We start from the raw sequence: 17,293 nt of genomic DNA, 5'->3' as shown, positions 1-17,293 counted from the left end.
TCGCAGTGACGGCGAAGCTCAGAGCGCCAGAAGGCGGCGCGCTCGCGAGAACAGCAGACGGCCGTTCATCGCGGCGCCCGCTAGGCAGGCGGCAAGGACACCGCCGATGGCGTAGAGGGGCAAGCTCGGAAACGCCGCCTGGGTCGGCACCTCAGGCTGCGAGACCACGTCGACATCGGCGCGCTGAGCTCCGTCATTCGCGATCTGCGCCTTCATCCGGGTGAGTGCGTCGGTGAGCGCGCTGCGATCGCTGGCAGCCTCCTGCTGCAACCGCTCCAGGGTCATCGTGGCCTTCTGGCGCAAGGTCAGGGTCGCGCGGATCGAGAGGATCTGATCCTGCAGAGCGCTTGCGCGAAGGATCCAGTTCCGAGCCTCGGCATCGACGCTCCGCACGATGCGATCGCTTTCATTGGCGATCTGCTCGTTCACCGCCCGCTGCTCAGGGGACATGACCACGGTGCGGCCGAGCGCGGCGCTGAGGTTCTGCTTGAGGGCCTGGATCGTGGTGGAAGCGAGCACCTCCGGCGCACCATCGAGAGCGTTCGCGGTGCGCATGGCCGCCAATGTGGACGCGCGGGTCGAGACGTCGATGGCCCGGGCCTTGGCGAGGGCTGCCTCCTGGCTCAAGGTGACGAGCTGGGCATCCAACGAGATCTGGGCGCCGCGATCGACCAGACCGGAACTCGTGGCGAAATCTTCCATCGCCTGGGTGCTGGCCTGCTGCTTGGCCCGGATCAGGTCGACACGCTGTTCGAGCCATTTGAACAGCTGTTCGGCCACCCGCCGCTTACGGGCGATCTGCTCGTCGAGATAGGTATCGAGGATCGTGCGCGAGATCGCATAGGCCTTGGCCGGGTCCGACGACCAGAATCCGACCTTGACCGTATAGGATCGCCGATCGCGTGCCGTCAGGATATGGGAGCGAACTGCGCTGCGAAGCTCTGCCTCGGTCAGGCGGAGGGGGGTCGGGCCGGGCCTGAGCCAGTCCTTCAAGCGGGCGACGGAGGAGATCGCCGCGAATTCAGGATCGATGGCGATGTCGTGATGCGCGATCACCGCATCGACGATCTTGGTCGCTGCGACGACGTCCATTTCGGACTGGACGGCATTGTCGTCCAGCGGCTGGCGCATCGACTGCACCGAATCCGACTGCCCCTCGCGATCGGTTGGGCGCAGGACGATGCTGCCCGCCGCTTCGTAGCGTCGGGGCAGAAGCGGCCATGCGATCGCGGCCGCACACATCACGACGAAGAACCCGAACATGAACCGTCTGACGGCGCCCGCCATCGCGTCCGTCGCGAACAGGTCCAGGTCGCGCGGCCAGGGCGCGGTGACGCGCTCATGCGGGGGTAGGCGGCGGGAAGTCAGGTCGTCCATGAGTATGTCCCCATTGTACCGCGTCGGCGCGCTCACGTCGGGTCGGTGTCTCAGGTCCGCGTCAGGGCGTAGAGGCGGTTGCGCATGCCGCCGGAGACCAGCCGGAAGATCGTGTAGAGGCCGGTGACCACGAGAAATTCGCGGGTGTTGAGAAAGCCGGCGCGCAAGCAATCGACGCGGAAACGGATCTCGTTCAGCGCGTAGCGCGCACCTCCACGCCTTCGGCGCTGGTCGATACTGCTCCTGATCCGTACGAGAACCTTGGGGATGACCCGAAACCTGGCCCCCTTCACCGCGAGGCGCACGAACAGGTCGTAATCCTCGAGTAGGCCGTACTTCGCCCGGTACCCATCGACCGACCGCAGGATCTCAGTGCGCACGAAGACCGTCGAGTGCTGGATGACGTTGCGCCATTTCAGCGCCGCCAGCAGAGCGTCATGAGTGACGGGCGCCACTTTCAGGCGAGTGGGACCGCCCTCGTCGAAGAATTCATCGTTCCACGAACAGATGAAGTCTAGGTCTGGAGAGCGGACCGCATAGTGGGATTGGAGTTCGAGACGGTCGGGAAGACAGAGATCATCGCTGTCCATCCGCGCCGTATACGTCCCGTTGCAATGCGCGAGCCCGGCATTGAGGGCACGCGCGAGACCTTGGTTCGTCGGCAGCCGGACGAGCTCCAGGCGTGAGCCGTGCTCGCCCGCCACATGCCTGGCGATGACGGCCTCCTGGTCCGGGCCGACCGGACCGTCGAGGACGAGGACCACCTGATCAGGAAGGAGCGTCTGCGACCATAAGCTGTCCAGCGAGGCCTCCAGGTTGGCGGCAGTCTCGCGGACGTAGGTGGACATCAGCACACTTACGCTGGGTCGGTCGGTCGGCGGCGAGATCGGGCTCGACATGGCCACCCCCTACTTCGCGCCGGAGCGGCGCAGGACGGCACGCGGTGTCGAGAGCAGGATCGCCAGATCCCGAACCAGGCTCCAGCGCTCGACATAGGTCCGGTCGAGGGCGACGCGGCTCGTATAACTGAGATCGCTGCGACCGCTGACCTGCCAGAGGCCGGTCATGCCGGGCAGCACGCTCATGTAGAGGGCTGCGGTCGGGCCGTAATGGATCATCTCCGAGCGTGTCACCGGCCGGGGTCCGACGAGGCTCATCTCGCCGCGCAGCACGTTCAGAAGCTGCGGCAGCTCGTCCAGGCTCCATTCCCGCAGAAGCGCGCCGATCGGAGTCACGCGGGGATCACGAACGAGCTTCTGGCTCGCCCGCCACTCGGTGTTCGCCAACGGGTGGTAGGAGAGGTATTCGCCCAGGCACTCTTCCGCACCGGGGATCATGGTGCGGAACTTGAGGCAGTCGAAAGCCCTGCCGTCCTTGCCGATCCGGCGATGCCCATAGAAGACCGGACCGCCGTCGAGGGCAACCATCACGGCGATGATCAGGAAGAGCGGCCACAGGATGGCGAGGAGGATGAGGGCACCTGTCATATCGATGGCCCACTTCGTCAGATGAGCCCCCGCATCGATGGCTTTGGGCCGACGCTGCGTCAGTCTGTTCTGTTCGGTGCCGAAAGTTTCAGACAGGCTGAAGACTGCCGAGGACCTCACATCCCCGAACGGAATCGACTCCGAACGGGCATTCGATTCCACCAATTGATGATCCATCCCGAATCCTCCTGGTATTCGACACAGGTCAGGGATGGCCTCCATTTCCGGGCAAGACAGCTCGCCGTCAGCAGCGCGGTGGCCGCAACAACACAAGCATTCAGCTCGATAAATGTCGGCGCGAGGATGTTATGCGCCCAGATCTTGAAGAACTGGACTTGTTTATTGATCTGCCTCTAGTCCCTGACCCGTCTAGTGACGCTTAGAGAGAGCACCATTTCGGCGGCAAATCACAATATGTGCGGAAGTATTAATGCCGACGAACCGCCCGTTTTGCAGCATGCGAGAGCATCCGTGAGGCGAATATGAAAACCCCGAGGAAGCTATGGGCGAGTGGCCCCGGGTTAGGAGGCTACGCAGGTCGGCGGAGCATCGGGTAGGAAGACTCGGCGGCCTCGGAAGGGGGCATCTGCCGCGATCTCGGTCGGAGGTCCGGATCAGCGCGTCGGATCGGGCATGGCATCCCGTCTCATGCGCTAAGCCCTTGTTTTCGCATCACACGAATGCGCCGAACGGCGGCGGAGACATCCGCCGCCGTCGATCGCCTGGGAGCATAGGCCTGAAAAGCGGACGCCGCCTTTCTGGCCTATGCAAACCAAGACACTCTGCAATGTCCCGGATACGATATCCGGTACGGAGTCCTAGGCGAACATCCAGTCGGCCTGGTGGAGCTGGTTTGGCAGGATGTGGTCGAGGGTGGTCAGCGGGACCGCTGCGTGCCCCCCGGTCCCGTCCGCGTCGAAGGACACGTCCGTGCCGCCCGAACCGTTCGCGGTCAGGGTGAGCGTGTGGTCTGCGAGCGGGTCGGTGCCGTGATAGCCCGCACCGGTGAGCAGGCTCCGCAGATCGAGCTTGTCCGAGCCGGACTTGAAGTCCGTCACGTGGCCGGCCTGCGAGGGCAGTTCATCGAAGCGGAAGCTGTCCGCGCCATGACCACCCGTCATCGTCGCGGCACCGTGCTTGGAGACGAGCGTATCGTTGCCGTCGCCGCCACGCAGGTCGGCCTCGTTCCATGCGGAAGCGACGATGTTGTTGTCCCCCGCATTGCCGATGCCGGTCTGCGGACCGCTCCCGTTGAGTTGTAGGTTTTCGACGTTCTTCGGAAGGGAGTACTCCGTAAGGGTTGTCCTGACGAGATCGTCACCCCGATTGTTCCATTCGATCACTCGGTCGCCGGCATTGTCGACGATGTAGGTGTCGTCGCCACCTCCGCCTCTCGTCGTGTCGGCACCGTGGCCGCCATCGATGAGTTCGTTCGCCGAACTACCCCAAAGCCTGTCGTTTTGCCCGTGTCCCGTGACCGTACGGGTGGGGTCCGCCGTCCAGGTCAGGTCGGTGATATGATCCGTGCCCGGCTCGGTCGTCGGCGTCGTGACCGGGTCGGTCGGCGTATCCGGCGAAACGGGCGTGGGCGTCGTCACCGGAACCGTCGGCGTAGTCGGCGTATCCACCACCGGTGTCACGACCGGGTCGGTCGGCGTGACCGGGGTCGTGGGCGTCGTGGCAGGGTCCGTCTCGGTGGGTGGCGGCGTTCCTCCGCCGGGCATCTCGGAATAGACTCGGATGTAGTCGATCAGCATGTGGTTCGTGCTGCCGTTCGGCTCACCGGCCCAGGCCCCGCCGGTCGCCAGATTGGCGAGCATGTACATCGGGTCATGCATGTCCGCCGGCGTATCCGCCTCGAAGACTGCCTTGCCATCGAGATACCAAGTGATCGTGTCCGCCTGCCAGTCGACTCCGTAGGTGTGCATCCCCCCGCTCGAGAGGCCGGGCACGTTGGTCGCCCTGTTGACCATCTGGTGTCCGTTGGCGTCCCAGTGCACGGTGGTCACGAGGGCGTCCGGCGCAGTTCCCACGACCTCCATGACGTCGAGTTCCGGCGGCCAGCCACCCGATGTCGGCAGAAGCCAGAAGGCCGGCCACATTCCTTCGCCGGCTGGAATGTCGGCGCGCATCTCGAAGTAGCCATAGGTCTGGCTGAACGATTGCTGGGTATTCACCATTCCCGAGGTGAAATCGTAGCCGTTGATCAGGGCTTGCGTCGCTGCGCTAGCTGGAGCCTCCTTGATGTCGAGCACGCCGTCATGGACCGTGTAGGTGTCGAGCTGCGAGGTCGGCGCGTAATTCGCGTTGATGTACCACCCGGACTCACCGTTCGCGGTGTTGGTGCTGCCGTTCGCCGCGCCCCAGGGATATCCCGTCCCCCAGGTGCTGGAATCGAGCGTCGTCGTATTGAACTCGTCCGAGAAGGTCAGCGTCGCGGTCGTTGCTAGGTTGTTCGGGTTGATAGCCATGAATTATCCTCATGCGGCAGTGTTCCCGGTTCGAAGACCGGGGCCTGCTGATTCGGTTGGGTTTGGATTGCTCCGGAGATGGACCGGCCATGCTGCCGTGACGCAGACTGGAAGCAGCATGGAACCTCAGGCGCCGTCAGTGCGTGACGGGTCCTGACGGGGGAAGTGCACACCGAAGGGGAAGGCAGGAGTCCGAGTCTCCCGGAGCAAGAACGGACATCGTCGAGCGTGCAGGCCGCGCCGGGTCTGGAAGTTCGCTCGTCGACGGGGGGTGCCGGCGCCTACCCCGATGGGACTAGGCTGGCAGAGCGGTATCGTTATGTGAGCGGCAATCGTACCTCCTGGTCTGGTTGGCGGAATCGACGCGCCGGGCCGCTATCCTGTCGGGTTAGGGCCGGCGCGAAGGGGAGAGGGCGCTGTCACTTCTCGCGGAAGGCGCGCGCAACCTGATCGGCGAAGGGCTTCGTGAAGTAGGAAAGCACGCTTCGCGGGTGTGTCTGGACGAAGACCTCGACGGGCATGCCGGGCTGGGTCTTCACGCCGCCGAGGCGGGCGATCTGGTCATCGGTCACCGCGACGCGCGTGGTGTAGTATCCCTGGCCAGTTTTCGGATCCGTGGTGATGTCGGCCGAGATCAGGGACACGGCGCCCTCGATCTCTGGCGTCGTCCGCTGGTTGAGGGCGGAAAAGCGCAGGATCGCGCGCTGGCCGGGATAGGTCTGGTCGCGGTCCTGCGGCGAGAGCCGGGCCTCGACGGCGAGGCGGTCCTCCGCCGGAACGATCCGCATCACGGTTTCCCCGGCGCTGACGACGCCGCCCACGGTGTGGAGGGCGAGTTGGTCAACGATGCCGTCCTGGGGCGCGCGGATGTCGACGCGCTTCAGCTGGTCCTCCGCCGACACCTTCCGCTCGACAAATTCGGAGATGCGGTTCCAGATGTCCGCGAGTTCCTGGCCGACCTTCGTCCGCATGTCCTGTTCGAGCTGGATCTGTTGAAGGCGCGTCTCGCTGATGCGTCCGCGTGCCTGCGCGATGTCGGAGACGCGGGAGCCTCGCTCGCTGCGAATGCGAACGAGATCGCGCTCGAGGGCGGTCACACGCTGAATCGGGACGAGTTTCTTCTGCCAGAGCTCACGGACGCCGCCGATCTCGCTCTCGATCAGCGCGATCTCGCTGCCCTTAGCCTCGATCTGTTCGTTGAGGCCTTTGATCTGCTCCTCCGATTGGGCGATTCGCTCGGACAGCTGCGCCTTTTGGGCGTCGAGCGCGGAGCGTCGCATCTCGAACAGGGTCCGTTCGCCGCGAATCAGCCGATCGACATCCGTCTCCCCCTTTCGGGCGAGCAAATCGGACGGAAACACCAGTTCGGTGGATCCTTCCTGCTCGGCCTGGAGACGTGCGCGCCGCGCCATCGACTCGTCGAGGGCCTTCGTCACGATGGCGAGGTTGGCCCGCAGCAGGGTGTCGTCGAGGCGGAGCAGGATGCTGCCCGCGGTTACGGCATCGCCGTTACGGACGCGAAGCTCGCCCACGACTCCGCCGGTCGGATGCTGGATCTTCTTGACCTGGGATTCGACGACAAGGAGGCCCGATGTAACGACCGCACCGGAAAACTCGACATTCGCGGCCCATCCCCCGGCACTGACCACCAGCGCAGCGAGGCCGGCCGACGTGGCGATGAGGTGATGGCGGATGCTGCGCGCCGTGGTGGGGCTGAGTTCGATCATGATTGCGCTCCCCCCACGGCTCTCAAGGGACGGTCGCCGCGCGCCGGAGGGACGGCCTTCAGCGTATGGGCGAAGATCTCCTCCTTCGGTGCCAGTGCGTGCATGCGGCCCTCGGTCATCACCAGGACCAAATCGATGGCGGCGAGCGCGCTCGGTCGGTGAGCCACCACGACCACGATCCCACCGCGACGGCGGATCGCGACCATCGCATCCGTCAGGGCCTGCTCGCCCTCGCTGTCGAGGTTCGAGTTCGGCTCGTCGAGGACGACGAGGAAAGGCTCCCCGAAGAGGGCCCGTGCCAGGGCGATGCGCTGGCGCTGACCTGCCGAAAGATCTGCACCATGGTCGCCTACGAGGGTTTGATAACCCGCGGGAAGCGCCTGGATCATGGCGTGAACGTTGGCGGCCTGTGCCGCCGCAATCACGGCCTCCGCAGTGGCGTCCGGGCGGAATCGGGCGATATTGGCGGCGACCGTTCCTGGGAAAAGCTCGATCTCCTGGGCCATGTATCCGACATGTCGCCCGAGCGCGTCGGCATCCCAATCCTCAAGGGCCGAGCCATCGAGGCGCACCTTGCCCCGGACGGGGGCCCAGATGCCGACAAGGAGACGCGCGAGGCTGGACTTCCCGGAGGCGCTCGGACCGATGATCCCAAGCCCTTGTCCGCCGTTCAGGGTGAAGCTGACATCGGCCGCGGTCAGCCGCTGGACGTTGGGCGGCGCGGCGCAGGCGCCCTCGACGATCAGGGTCTGGCGCGGAGCGGGAAGCGGCATCCGCACCGGCTCGTCGCGGGTGAGGGAGAGATGGGCGGACAGGCGCTGCCAGCTCTGGCGGGCGAGGGTGAGCCCCTTCCAATGCCCGATCGCCTGGTCCACCGGCGCCAGAGCACGGGCCGTCAGGATCGAACTCGCGATGATGACACCGCCTGTGGCGTCCTGCCGGATCACGAGAAAAGCGCCGACGCCGAGGACGAGGGATTGAAGCAGCAAGCGAAGGACGCGAGCGGCCGATCCAAGCCCCGCCGTCACGGCGGATACGCTCTCCTGGCTCGTGCGATAGGGCAGGTTGACGCGATCCCAGATCAGGGAAAGCTCCGGCTGCATTCCCATTGCCCGAATACTGTCGGCGTTTCGGCGAGCCGATTCGGCGACGCGCTGGCGTGTTGCACCGGCTGCCACGGCCTCGCGTGTCGGCTCACGCACCGCGAGTTCCGTCGCCAGGGTCAGCCCTACCATCAGGATGGCTCCGCCGAGCACGACCGCCCCGATCCAGACGTGGAACAGAAAGCAGAGGGCGAGGTAGATCGGCAACCACGGCAGGTCGAAGAACACGGCGGGACCGCTGCCCGACAGGAAGCTGCGGACCTGATCGAGATCCCTGATGAGCTGCGACGCATCGCCATTCGGGCGCCCGCCCGCCGGCACCGCCACCGAGGCCCGGAAGACGCGGCGGCTCAGCGCTTCGTCGACATGGGTTCCGACCTTCAGAAGGAGCCGGCCGCGAAGCAGATCGAAGATTCCGTGAAAACCGTAGAGGAAGACGATCAGTGCCGTCAGACCGAGCAGCGTCGGCACGCTGTGGCTCGGGAGGACTCGGTCGTACACTTCCATCATGTAGAACGAACCGGCAAGCGCCAGGAGGTTCAGCATCCCGCTCAGGATGGCCGCCGCGGCAAGCGCCGAACGGCAGGGGCGAAGGACCTCGATGAGGGCTCGGGCTCGGACATCTTTCCGCACGAAATCGCCGACGCCAAACCCGGCCATGAGAGTGTTCGGCAGAAATGCCTTGATCTTTCCGATTTCCAAGACGCTCATGCTATCGCTTTTCCCAAGGTTATAATCTCAAGTAGAAGTATTAATTTGTAATATAACGTTATTTGCAGTTAGTAATATTGAGATTTAGATTGAAATCAGTGTGCAAACTCAGTTCGGAACATGGCTAGGTTGGGGCTTGGCCGAGCTCGAAATCGTCTTTCCGCGCCAAAAAGCCGGGATACCCGGTCAAGCATCGCCCCTTCGGCTTAGCCAAAGGCGGCGGCGGTCCTTCCGACGGGGTAGGACGGCCGGGCGATTTCGCTGCTGAGCCGCACAGGCTAGGCTTCTTTGCCGATCGCGTCGGGGCAGCCACCGCTGCATCGCCGCACCCATCCCACCGATTCGAATCGACACTCATCTCGACAGGTAAGGCGCGCGCTTTTCCGCTGGCGTCCCTCGGGGCCGTCCGCGGCGGGGACGGCACCGTTCCGACCGGAGCACCCATGCCGGGATGCGTCGGGAAGGGGCGGGTGCTGCCCAGGAGGCCGAACAGCATCGGCGACAGGCCAGTTCGCAAGGCTCTGCAACAAGGCTCTGCACAATGCCCTACGCTGACGCCATCAATGCCGCTCTGCCCGTGACGGACGCCACCCTCGTCCGGCTCGCATCGGGCCGGATCGCGCATGCCGGATTGCCAGTGCACGCACTCCTTCGCGAGGTCGGCTTGCCCACCTCGGTCATGGATCACCCCGAACCGGTCGGTGCGATCCAGGAGGCGAGTTTCCTCGAACTCGCCTCGCGGGTTCTCGAAGACGGCCTTCTCGGCTTCCACATGGCCAAGGAGACCGATGGCCGGGCCTTCGGCCCGCTACACTATCTTCTCGCCTCCAGCGCCGATCTCGGCGATGCGCTCTCGAAGCAGGCTCACTACCTGCCGACCGTCAATCGAGGACTGACCTGCAGCGTCGAGAGACCGCCGTCCCTGCTCGCGCTGGAGTTCCATACCGAGGGCATCGACCGCGACCTCTGCACCCAGGAGATCGAGTTCTGGATCACCTCGGTCCTGCGGATGTCGCGCAAGCTGACGACGCTGGAGCTGAACCCGTCGCGAATCGAATTCCGGCACGAGCACCGGGGCGACATCTCAGAAATGCGTGACTATTTCGGAAGGACGCCGGTCTTTCAGGCGGAAAGAGACAGCATCGTCTTCGACGATCAGGTAGCCGGCCTGCCTCTCATGCAGACGGACCCCTATCTCAACGCCTTCCTGACGCGCTTTCACGACGAACTGCTGACGCGGTCGGTGTCCGAATCGAACTCGATCGCGGTTCGTGTCGCCTCGCTTCTCACACCGCTGCTCGCTCAAGGCCAGGGGAACGTCACGCTGGTGGCGACGACGCTCGGCATGAGTGCGCGGACCCTTGGCCGCCGGCTCGCAGGAGAGGGGGTCAGCTTCCGCTCGATCCTCGATCAGCTTCGGGCGGATCTGGCTCTGCGCTATGTCCGCGACACGACGATGCCGGTCTCGCAGATCGCCTGGCGGCTCGGCTACCGCGATCCGAGCGCGTTTATCGTGGCTTTCAAGCGATGGACCGGCAGGGTGCCACTGGCGGTACGCCGCGAATCGCGTGCGTGAGCGGGCTGGAGCCGGCGCGGAAAGCTGCGCCTTAACCCCCCTTTCTCGTTTCCAAGCATGACGCGGCGCGAAAGCATATCCGTTCGGGGGAGGTTTACCGAAACGCCGACACAGTCCCATCCGTCGGCCCGCCATTCGCGCTAGCCCAATGGCCTAGTCCCTCAGAGCGAATTGCGCGCGGATCGAACGCACCGTCACTCTGCAAGTGTCGAAGCGCGGCTGCGGCGGGCGGTTCTTAGAAGATCCTACCGAGATCGCATCCAGACTGGAGCAACTCATCGTTCGTCTCAGATCTTCCTGAGGCATGTCCTTGGGTTTTCCTTGGGGGAGGAATGCTCAGTGTGCGGATTGGTCGGATACGTCGGAAGCGTTTCTTCGGACGAGAGCAGCTCCGTCTTGCAGAACATGGTGCTGTCGCTGGCTCACAGGGGGCCTGATGACCGGGGAGCTACGACGTTCGAAGGGGCCGGGCTCGGCCATACCCGCTTGGCCATCGTCGACATCGACGGCGGAATCCAGCCGATGGCGAGTGAGGACGGAGCCATCTGCGTCAGCTTCAACGGCGAGATCTTCAACTTCGTCGAGTTGCGCGACCGATTGCGCCAGCGGGGCCGCCGCTTCCGGACGGAATCGGATACAGAGGTCTTGCTGCACCTCTACGAGGAATACGGCCCCGACTGCGTCGAAGCGCTGAACGGCGACTTCGCCTTCGCGATCTGGGACGGCAGGCGCCGGCGGATGATGCTGGCCCGTGACCGCGCCGGCGTCCGTCCGCTATTCCATGCGCGACGGGGCGAAATCATTGTCTTCGCCTCGGAGATCAAGGCGCTGCTGAGATTCCCCGGCATCGCCACGGAGATCGACCCGATCGCCCTCGATCAAACCTTCACGTTGTGGGCGCCGATCCCGCCACGGACGATGTTCAAGGACATCGCCGAATTGCCGCCTGCCCACATGATGCTGATTGAGGACGGGCAGGAGACCATACGGCCGTACTGGCAGCTCACCTTCCCGGACCGGGACGCGCCGCAAACGACCCGCTCCGACGAAGACCTGTGCGAAGAGGCCCTCGCCCTCCTCGAACACGCCACCGCCATCCGGATGCGCTCAGACGTGCCGGTCGGGGCCTATCTGTCGGGCGGGCTCGATTCTTCCCTCGTCGCTGCGCTCGCGGCGCGCCAGGCTCCGGAAAACCTGCGCACTTTCTCGGTGACGTTCGACTCGGCGGAGCACGACGAGAGCGCCTACCAGCGGATCATGGCGGACCACCTCGGCACGCGCCATGCTGCCGTCGCCTGCGGTGCCCGCGAGATCGCGCAGTCCTTCCCCGACGTCATCCGCCACACTGAGCGCCCAATCCTGCGGACGGCCCCGGCGCCGCTCTTCCTGCTCTCGAGGCTCGTCAGCGAGAACGGCATGAAGGTCGTCCTCACGGGAGAAGGGGCCGACGAAGTCTTTGCCGGCTACGACATTTTCAAGGAGGCCAGGGTTCGGCGCTTCTGTGCGCGCCAGCCGACCTCACGGATGCGGCCTCACCTGCTGCGCCGGCTCTATCCCTATATGTCCGGTCTTCAGCAGCAGACGCCGGAATCGCTGGGTGCGTTCTTCGGGGCCGGCGAGGATGCCCTCGACGACCCGCTCTATTCGCATCGCCCGCGCTTCCGGGGCACGGCGGCCACGAAGATATTCTTCTCGGGTGATCTCAAGGCTACCTTGGGCGACTACGATGCAACCGAGGAACTCGCGGCCGCGCTGCCTGCCGAGATGCGGCGCTGGCACCCGCTGCATCAGGCGCAATACCTGGAAACCCGATACCTCTTGCCCGGCTACATCCTCTCGAGCCAGGGCGACCGAATGGCGATGGCTCATGGCGTCGAAGGCCGCTTCCCGTTCCTCGATCATCGCCTGATCGAGTTCGCCGCCGCACTTCCACCGGGCCTGAAGTTACGGGGCCTCGCGGAGAAGCATATCCTGAAGCGGGCCGCGCGGGACATCGTCCCGGCTGCGATCATCGATCGACCAAAGCAGCCCTACCGAGCGCCCGACAGCAGCTCCTTCGCGGGACCGGACGCGCCCGACTACGTCGCCGCGATGCTTTCGTCCGAGGCGGTTCGCAGGACCGGTCTTTTCAATCCGGCCTCCGTGACGCGGCTCGCCGAGAAATGCCGCACCCTCGGCAGCCGTGGGTTCCGGGACAACGCGGCCTTCGTGGGGATCCTGTCGACGCAACTCTGGCATCGCAGCTTCGCCGAGGCGCGGACGCATGAGGGCGAAGCCACCGCGCTCGCCGCCGCGATCTGAGAAAGAATCGGACCAGGGACACGTCGAAAGTCGGCGAAGTCAGATCATATCAAGTTTTATTCGGGGAGAATGAAGATGTCATCCAGCATTTCAGACCAGGTTCATTCATTCGTCGTCGAAACGTTTCTCTTCGGCGATGTGACCTCTCCTTTGACCTACGACGGATCGTTCATCGAGCATGGCGTGATCGACTCCACCGGCATCCTCGAACTCGTAGCTTTCGTAGAAGATACGTTCGGGATCGTCGTTGCCGATGACGAAATTCTGCCGGCCAATTTCGATTCCATCGCCAAGGTAGACGCCTTCGTCGCACGAAAGCGTTTCGCCGTGGTGTCCCCGTCCTCCCAGGCAGCCTGAGGAGGCCGGGATGCGCATCGAGAATTATCTCCGCGAGAGCGCCCGCCGCCTCGGATCGAAGGTTGCTCTAGTCACGTCGGAACGCCGTCTCACCTATTCCGAGCTCGACCTGCTGTCGGATCGCCTCGCGGGAGTACTCCAGGCCCGCGGCATCGAGCGGGGCGACCGCGTGGTCATCCAGATGGGGAACATCTGGGAGGCGGTCGTCGCCATCTTCGCCGTGCTGAAGACCGGCGCCGTCTTCAGCATGGTCAATCCGTCAGTGAAACCAGAGAAGCTCGACTATATCTTGCGTAATTGTGAGGCCCGCGCAGTGCTCATTGAGGCTCCGCTCGCCGTCGCCGCGAGGTCCGTCCTCGCATTGGCCCCGAGCGTCATCCTCGTCGTCGCGAACGGCGCGACGGAAACCGTTCCGAATGCCGTCTCCTTCGCGGGCTGCCTCGAGGCCGCGCCCCCACTGCAGTTGCCGCATGGCGGGATCGACTCGGATCTCGCGATGCTCGTCTACACGTCGGGCTCTACCGGCCGGCCGAAAGGCGTGATGATGACCCATCGCAACGTCGATGCGGCGGCAAGTTCGATCACTACTTACCTGCGCAACGTCGAAGAGGACGTGATCCTCAACGTGCTGCCCATCGCTTTCGATTACGGACTGTATCAGGTCCTCATGGCAGTGAAGGTCGGCGCCCGAATCGTCCTCGCGACGTCCTTTGCCTATCCGCATGCCATCTTCGGGCTGATGCGCACCGAGCGCGTCACGGGTCTGCCCCTGGTTCCGACGATGGTGGCGATGATCCTGAAACTGCGCTCCTTCCAGCCGGACTCGCTGCCGGACCTGCGCTACCTCACCAACACTGCGGCCGCCCTGCCGGTCGCCCATATCGAACGGCTGCGCCAACTCTTCCCGCATGCCGCGCTCTACTCGATGTATGGGCTGACAGAGTGCAAGCGCTGCACATGGCTCCCGCCGGAGCGGATCGAAACCCATGCCGGGTCGGTCGGGATCGCCATCCCCGGCACCGAAGCCGTCGTCGTCGATGCAGCCGGCCGGCCGGTCCCTCCGCACGTCGTCGGCGAACTCGTCATCCGCGGGCCTCACGTCATGCAGGGCTATTGGCAGAACGAGGAAGCCACGCGCGTTGCCCTGAGACCCGGATGGAACAGCTGGGAGAAGGTTCTCTACACGGGAGACCTGTTTTACGCGGACGCCGATGGCTTCCTATACTTCATCGGGCGCAAGGACGACATCATCAAGACGCGGGGCGAAAAGGTTGCTCCGAAGGAAGTCGAGGCTGTGATTCATGCGATGTCCGGTATCGACGAGGTGGTCGTGATCGGGCTGCCCGATCCCGTCCTTGGCCAATCGATCCGCGCGCTGGTCGTCGCCTCCGATCCGGCGATCACCACTCTCGACGTGCTGCGCCACTGCCAGCGGCATCTCGAGGATTTCATGGTGCCGCAATCTGTGGAGTTCAGGTCCGAACTTCCCATGACCGATACCGGCAAGGTGAGTCGCAGGCTCGCCGCCGAGGGCATCAAAGCCGACGACAGCATGGAGATGGGAGCATGAAAACGGGTCTCGCCTCCCTCTCCGGTCTCACAGCCTTAACTGTCGAGCCCGACTTCTCCGCCGCGAGCCTGAGGCTTGATCCGGGCGCGGAGACCGACCGCATCGTCGAAAGCCTTCGTCGACAGGTCCAGGGGACGTTGCGCAAGCGCGGCATCGTCCTTGGCCTCTCCGGCGGAGTCGATTCCAGTCTCTGCGCCGCCCTCGCGGTCCAGGCCGTCGGCGCCGAGCATGTCCTCGGCCTGCTGATGCCGGAGCACGATTCCGATCCGGAGAGCCTAACCCTCGGCCGGGAGGTGGCGGATGCTTTCGGGATCCGGTCGACGATCGAGGATATCGGCGACACGCTTCAGGCGATGGGCTGCTACGCCCGGCGCGATGACGCCATTCGAACGGTCGAACCGGCCTATGCCGAGGACTGGAGATCCAAGGTCGTGATCGCCAATCCCCTGGCGGGCGCCGAATACGGCATCTCGTCGCTCGTGGTGCAATCGCCCACCGGACAGATGCGCAAGATCCGACTGCGGGCGGCCACCTACCAAGCGATCGTGGCCGCGACCAACATGAAGCAGCGCACTCGCAAGCAGATGGAATATTACCATGCCGATCGATTGAACTATGCAGTGCTCGGCACGCCCAACAAGCTCGAATACGACCAGGGTTTCTTCGTGAAGAACGGCGACGGGGCGGCCGACGTCAAACCGATCGCGCATCTCTACAAGGCGCAGGTCTATCAGCTCGCGGAGCATGTCGGCGTGCCCATCGGCATCCGAAGCCGGCCGCCCACGACGGACACCTGGTCGCTGCCGCAGACCCAGGAGGAATTCTACTTCGCGTTGCCCTGGCAAGCGATGGATCTTTGCCTCGCGGGGCTCTCGCTCCACGCACCACCTCATGCGGTGGCCGCCTGCACAGATCTTCGAGAGGATCAGGTCATGCGCATCTGGCGCGACATCGAGGCGAAGCGGACGGCGACCGCCGCCCTTCACTTGCCGCCGCTGCTGTGCGGCGCCTGACCAAAGCGGGATCACGAGACGGCAGGCTCCCGCCACCAAGACGATCCTCGCGACGCGCGGATCGGCATCGCGCTCAAGGCGAATGGGACGAACGGCATGACGGATGACGTTCAGAAGGAACTGGCGAGACATCGACGCCTCGAGAAGCTGCGGTTCTGGCGCTATGCCTGTGCCGCGGAAGGTACGGTGGTGACACGCTACATCGGTGCGCCGGGCAGTTCGTTCGCTCCCGACGCCGCGCCGCTGCATTTCTTCCATGGTGATTGGGATAATGGCGGTCTCTACATGGCGAGATTGGCGGCAGAGCTCGGCTTCCCGGTCATCGGCATCGCCCCGCATCTCGAGCCCGTCCCCGCCACCGTCCACGAGATGGCAACGGACCGTGTGCAACACCTCCTCGTCGCGCAACCGGACGGACCTTACCGCCTCGGCGGATTCTGCAACGGCGCCATGGTTGCCTATGAGGCGGCGCGCCTGCTGATTCAGAGCGGGCGGGATGTCGAGTTGGTGGCCCTCGTCGCCCCCCCATCGCTGAATGCCGGACGTGCCTTTCGGCGCCTCTTCGCGATCACCGACAGGGCGCTCGGGCCATCCAGCCCCGGCTCCTCTCCCATGCGCCAGTATCGGGTCGGCACAGCCATGACGCGCTTGACCGCCCTGCGACGGGTCATGGGCTTCTCGCTGCACGAGATGCGGGTGGTCCTCGACCGGAAGAGAAGACTCAGGACCGCACGCAAGATGCGGCTGGTCGCGGATGCCGCCGTCCCCGCGGCCGCGCGCGCGCAAGAGTTGGCGATCAGCGAGAAGCACCTGTCCCTCACCAGCGCCTACGAGCGCGCGCTGTACTCGTACATTCCGCCCTCCCTCCCGGTGCGGATCGTCGTGCTCGGGACCGGGGTCGATGCAGCAGGGCGGCGCGGAGAGAATTACGACGCCGCCTATGACGGCCGATCCTGGGCCAAACTGTGCCCCGACGTCACCTACGTCCCGGTCCCTGGCAACCACTACACCTGCATCGCGGATCATGCGCCGGAACTGGCGCACGCGCTCTCGGACGCATTCCACTTCCCTCGGACATCCCACCATCAACGCATCGAGATTTCGAGCGAGATCCCATGTCGAACAGCATCGAGCGGCACAGGCACGATCGTCCTCTCCTCGGCCACCCCGGAGCGTGGCGACCAGCGGCACGCCTCCTTACCATCCCCCTTGTAGGCTTCCTTCGCGGAGCGCCATGCCCTCCTTCGTCCCTCGCCGGCTGGCGCCCGCCCTACCGCTGCCCCGAAGACATGGTCCGAGCAGGATCTGGAGATGGGAGCACATCACCTGACCGGTGCCGCCGATCCCCGGCTCGGATCGTGATGCACCTTCAGCCAAGCCCGCGTCGCGGTTTCGTCCGGGCGGCGCGGTGGAAAGACGGTCTTGGATCACGGGCCGACGTGACCGACGAGAGCCCCTCAGGAACGAGCGAACCCACCGATCGGGATGATTTCGCTCCACCGGCCTTCAGCCCAAGACATGGACGGCCGGACCAAAGACGCGCTCCTCTTTCCCATGCCGAGGAATGGGTGAACCCGCCACGCGATCTCGCGTGCAAGTC

The 17,293-nt window shown here is 64.7% G+C and carries 12 protein-coding genes; 6 read left to right on the top strand and 6 right to left on the bottom strand.

The genetic code is table 11. The features are described 5' to 3' along the window. Window positions 1–18: 18 nt before the first annotated feature. From A3OK_RS22545 to A3OK_RS0107900, 6 genes are all read right to left on the bottom strand, one after another. Window positions 19–1,377, bottom strand: a complete 1,359-nt coding sequence (locus A3OK_RS22545) for a hypothetical protein (protein WP_019904409.1) — start codon at window positions 1,375–1,377, stop codon at window positions 19–21. Window positions 1,378–1,427: 50 nt separating this feature from the next. Then, window positions 1,428–2,225, bottom strand: coding sequence for a glycosyltransferase (locus tag A3OK_RS0107920; protein ID WP_019904408.1), 798 nt, complete (start codon window positions 2,223–2,225; stop codon window positions 1,428–1,430). Window positions 2,226–2,285: 60 nt separating this feature from the next. After that, window positions 2,286–2,864, bottom strand: a complete 579-nt coding sequence (locus tag A3OK_RS22540; protein WP_245259331.1) for a sugar transferase — start codon at window positions 2,862–2,864, stop codon at window positions 2,286–2,288. Between the two features lie 818 nt (window positions 2,865–3,682). Beyond that, on the bottom strand, window positions 3,683–5,335 hold the full coding sequence (locus A3OK_RS23280) for a family 16 glycosylhydrolase (protein ID WP_019904406.1): 1,653 nt from the start codon (window positions 5,333–5,335) through the stop codon (window positions 3,683–3,685). 419 nt (window positions 5,336–5,754) lie between these two features. Beyond that, window positions 5,755–7,062: an HlyD family type I secretion periplasmic adaptor subunit gene (locus A3OK_RS0107905; RefSeq protein WP_019904405.1), complete on the bottom strand. Its 1,308-nt coding sequence runs from the start codon at window positions 7,060–7,062 to the stop codon at window positions 5,755–5,757. Beyond that, complete coding sequence (locus A3OK_RS0107900; RefSeq protein ID WP_019904404.1) at window positions 7,059–8,876, bottom strand: type I secretion system permease/ATPase; 1,818 nt, start codon at window positions 8,874–8,876, stop codon at window positions 7,059–7,061. The genes A3OK_RS0107905 and A3OK_RS0107900 overlap by 4 nt, the downstream gene beginning before the upstream one ends. Window positions 8,877–9,417: 541 nt before the next feature. On the opposite strand from A3OK_RS0107900, the gene A3OK_RS22530 reads away from it, so the two are divergent. From A3OK_RS22530 to A3OK_RS0107870, 6 genes are all read left to right on the top strand, one after another. Next, window positions 9,418–10,452: an AraC family transcriptional regulator gene (locus tag A3OK_RS22530; RefSeq protein ID WP_019904403.1), complete on the top strand. Its 1,035-nt coding sequence runs from the start codon at window positions 9,418–9,420 to the stop codon at window positions 10,450–10,452. A 339-nt stretch (window positions 10,453–10,791) separates the two neighbouring features. Continuing rightward, window positions 10,792–12,753: an asparagine synthase (glutamine-hydrolyzing) gene (gene asnB / locus A3OK_RS22525; RefSeq protein WP_051092912.1), complete on the top strand. Its 1,962-nt coding sequence runs from the start codon at window positions 10,792–10,794 to the stop codon at window positions 12,751–12,753. Window positions 12,754–12,828: 75 nt separating this feature from the next. Next, window positions 12,829–13,110 carry an acyl carrier protein gene (locus tag A3OK_RS0107885; protein WP_026597041.1) on the top strand — a complete coding sequence of 94 codons (282 nt, stop codon included), beginning with the start codon at window positions 12,829–12,831 and terminating at the stop codon, window positions 13,108–13,110. Between the two features lie 10 nt (window positions 13,111–13,120). Next, window positions 13,121–14,680, top strand: a complete 1,560-nt coding sequence (locus A3OK_RS0107880; RefSeq protein WP_019904400.1) for a class I adenylate-forming enzyme family protein — start codon at window positions 13,121–13,123, stop codon at window positions 14,678–14,680. Continuing rightward, window positions 14,677–15,693 carry an NAD(+) synthase gene (gene nadE, locus A3OK_RS0107875; RefSeq protein ID WP_019904399.1) on the top strand — a complete coding sequence of 339 codons (1,017 nt, stop codon included), beginning with the start codon at window positions 14,677–14,679 and terminating at the stop codon, window positions 15,691–15,693. Before A3OK_RS0107880 ends, nadE begins: the two co-directional genes overlap by 4 nt. 96 nt (window positions 15,694–15,789) lie before the next feature. Further along, window positions 15,790–16,908, top strand: coding sequence for a thioesterase domain-containing protein (locus A3OK_RS0107870; protein ID WP_019904398.1), 1,119 nt, complete (start codon window positions 15,790–15,792; stop codon window positions 16,906–16,908). Window positions 16,909–17,293 lie beyond the last annotated feature (385 nt).

This window comes from Methylobacterium sp. 77 (assembly GCF_000372825.1).
Taxonomy (GTDB): Bacteria; Pseudomonadota; Alphaproteobacteria; order Rhizobiales; family Beijerinckiaceae; genus Methylobacterium.
Note: the sequence above shows the minus strand (reverse complement) of the source record. Positions and strands in the feature narration are given on the sequence as shown.

Excerpts from the sequence above, each read along its gene's own strand:
- A3OK_RS22545 (WP_019904409.1), bottom strand. The coding sequence starts at position 1,377 with ATGGACGACCTGACTTCCCGCCGCCTACCCCCGCATGAGCGCGTCACC.
- A3OK_RS0107920 (WP_019904408.1), bottom strand. The coding sequence starts at position 2,225 with ATGTCCACCTACGTCCGCGAGACTGCCGCCAACCTGGAGGCCTCGCTG.
- A3OK_RS22540 (WP_245259331.1), bottom strand. The coding sequence starts at position 2,864 with ATGACAGGTGCCCTCATCCTCCTCGCCATCCTGTGGCCGCTCTTCCTG.
- A3OK_RS23280 (WP_019904406.1), bottom strand. The coding sequence starts at position 5,335 with ATGGCTATCAACCCGAACAACCTAGCAACGACCGCGACGCTGACCTTC.
- A3OK_RS0107905 (WP_019904405.1), bottom strand. The coding sequence starts at position 7,062 with ATGATCGAACTCAGCCCCACCACGGCGCGCAGCATCCGCCATCACCTC.
- A3OK_RS0107900 (WP_019904404.1), bottom strand. The coding sequence starts at position 8,876 with ATGAGCGTCTTGGAAATCGGAAAGATCAAGGCATTTCTGCCGAACACT.
- A3OK_RS22530 (WP_019904403.1), top strand. The coding sequence starts at position 9,418 with ATGCCCTACGCTGACGCCATCAATGCCGCTCTGCCCGTGACGGACGCC.
- A3OK_RS0107885 (WP_026597041.1), top strand. The coding sequence starts at position 12,829 with ATGTCATCCAGCATTTCAGACCAGGTTCATTCATTCGTCGTCGAAACG.
- A3OK_RS0107880 (WP_019904400.1), top strand. The coding sequence starts at position 13,121 with ATGCGCATCGAGAATTATCTCCGCGAGAGCGCCCGCCGCCTCGGATCG.
- nadE (WP_019904399.1), top strand. The coding sequence starts at position 14,677 with ATGAAAACGGGTCTCGCCTCCCTCTCCGGTCTCACAGCCTTAACTGTC.
- A3OK_RS0107870 (WP_019904398.1), top strand. The coding sequence starts at position 15,790 with ATGACGGATGACGTTCAGAAGGAACTGGCGAGACATCGACGCCTCGAG.